Origin of the sequence: Pseudoalteromonas sp. Z1A6 (assembly GCF_011378745.1) — a bacterium.
Taxonomy (GTDB): Bacteria; Pseudomonadota; Gammaproteobacteria; order Enterobacterales; family Alteromonadaceae; genus Pseudoalteromonas; species Pseudoalteromonas arctica.
The window spans coordinates 1-2,763 of record NZ_WTKW01000450.1; the positions used below are offsets into that span (position 1 = coordinate 1).

The 2,763-nt window shown below is 38.0% G+C and carries 1 protein-coding gene; it reads right to left on the reverse strand.

Annotation, left to right across the window (positions count from 1 at the left end):
• Positions 1-2,417: FAD-binding and (Fe-S)-binding domain-containing protein (locus GQR46_RS18355; protein WP_165741961.1), on the reverse strand; the 2,417-nt coding region annotated here is incomplete at its 3' end.
• Between the last annotated feature and the right edge of the window lie 346 nt (positions 2,418-2,763).

Sequence of the window (2,763 nt, forward strand, 5' to 3'; positions counted from 1 at the left end):
GTAATAAAACTTTCTACTAATTCCGCTTCGTAAAAGCTCGTAAATGGGTCTTGTACTATTAATACATATTCACTTTGTTGCTCTGCATTTAATTTATTTAGTAAATCAAAATCGAATTTTTGTGTTTTAGTAACACGCTTTGAAAGTGCAGGAATACTTAACTGTGGTGTATCAACATAGCCAACCGTTTTTTTAATAACATTACTAACTAATGATGTTTTAACAATTGGATTTATGACTTTAGCGAACTTTGCCATTAATGGCGCGCTGTTTTCTATGTTACCAACAAGGTAATCTTTTAGCGGGCGTGCATAATAACTATGATAATAATTTAAAAAGCGCGAACGAAAAGTGGGTACATCTACTTTAATTGGACATGCTGTTGTACATGCCTTACATGCTAAACATTCATCCATTGACGCTTTTACTTCGTGAGAAAAGTCGTAAATACCTTTTCGTTTTTCGCGGCTATGAACAAAACGTTCCCACCAGGTAATGACTTCACCTTTGTTAAGTTGCTTTTCTACTTCGAGTAAATCTACATTTTTTGACTCTTGTAGACGAAGCCATTCGCGCATTAAACTTGCGCGTCCTTTTGGTGAGTTACGGCGATCGCCAGTTACTTTATACGATGGACACATAGGTGAATTTTCATCGTAATTAAAGCATATGCCATTACCATTACAGGTCATTGCATTGTTAAAACTGGTTTTAACTTCTATTGATATTTGCTTATCGAAGTGCGATCTCTTTTGTCCATCTACACTAACTAGTGAGTCTTCACTATCGATAGGAGTACATATTTTACCGGGGTTAATGCGATTGTTAGGATCGAAAGCTGTTTTTATTTTTCGAAGTTGCGTATATAAATGCTCACCAAAAAACTCAGGGCTATATTCACTACGGTAACCTTTACCGTGCTCGCCCCACATTAAACCGCCGTACTTAGCGGTTAGTTTTACGACCTGATCTGAAATAGTTCTAAGTAGTTTTTCTTGTTCTGGGTCACACATATCAAGTGCTGGGCGTACGTGTAAAACGCCCGCATCAACATGGCCAAACATACCATACTGTAAATTATGACTGTCGAGTAATGCTCTAAATTCGACAATATAATCTGCTAAATTTTCAGGCGGTACAGCGGTGTCTTCTGCAAAGGCGAGAGGTTTTTGGCTGCCTTTTACATTACCTAATAAACCCACTGACTTTTTACGCATTGCGTAAATTTTTAGTATATCGCTTTTATCACTGGTTAACTGATAACCAATAACGCCATTAGTTTGATTTTTTACGCATTCATCTAGAAGCTTACAAAGCGTGTCTACTTTGTCTTTTATATCATCGTTTGATACTGCATTAAACTCGACCATGTTAAGGCCTTGCATATCTTTATTTGGTACGTCGGTTATTAAGTCCGATACTAAATTCCAAATGATATCTTCACGCGCTAAGTTTAAAACTTTGCTATCAACGGTTTCTACCGATGTTGCACGTGCATCGACTAAAAATGGTGAATGACGAAGTGCTGAGTCAAAACTATCATACTTAATATTAATAAGCGTTTTGAATTCGGCAATAGGCGTTAGGTTTAATTTTGCTTCAGTTACTATACCTAATGAGCCTTCTGAACCCGTTATTAGTCGGCTCATGTCAAAGGTAAGTAAGTCATCACTTAGTACATGCTCTAGGTCGTAGCCGGTTAAAAAACGATTTAACCGTGGAAACTTAGCTAAAATAGCAGCGCGTTCATTAACTGATATATCTAAAACTGTTTTATATAAACTACCAATTAGTGAGTCTTGATTCGCTATAATTTGTGCTTTGTCGATGTCTATTGGGGAGGTGCACATAGGTGTGCCATCAACTAAATAAGTTGTTAGCCCTAAAACATGATCGCTCGTTTTACCGTAAACTAACGAGCCTTGCCCCGATGCGTCAGTACTTATCATGCCACCAATAGTTGCCCTGTTACTGGTAGATAAATCGGGTGAGAAGAAAAAGCCATAAGGTTTTAAAAAGTCATTAAGTTGATCTTTTATTACGCCGGTTTGAACGCGTACCCAGCCTTCTTCTACATTTATTTCGAGGATTTCGCGCATATAGCGAGACAAATCTACAACAATACCAGGTGTTAACGATTGTCCGTTAGTGCCTGTTCCACCGCCACGAGGACCAAAAGTTAATGATAAAAACGGGTCGCGAGATGCTGTTTGCAATGCGAGCTGAATATCTTTTTCACTTTTTGGAAAAATAACACCTTGCGGTATTTGCTGATACACACTGTTATCGGTTGAAGCGGTAATACGCGTTGCATAACTTGCGTCGGTATCTCCACTAAAACCTTGGTTTGCAATGGTATCTAGGTAGTTTGCGACAAGTTCTGTCGCGGCATCTTGCTGTGTAATTGTTGCTATCATGACGGCGATATTTTAGGGCATTTGACTAATTATATCATGGTGATGGCGAATAGAAATTGAAGATTTTACAGTTTGTAACACTCTTTTAGTCGATTTTAATGCAGCTTAAATTATACTCATACTAACAAGTAATGAGGTGTGTTATATGAAAAAATTACTATTACAGATCAGTGGCGTGTTATTTATTTTGCTAGGATTATTTTTTGCGATTGTAGCTAGGGCGTGTTGACCTTTGGTTGTTGAATTTGCAGCAGTATGTTTGGTTTTTAGGCAAGGCAGAGCCTATGTAGTGTGGTTGCTCCCCATAAATAGGCGATAACGCAGCATAAATACCAAACATGCGCTG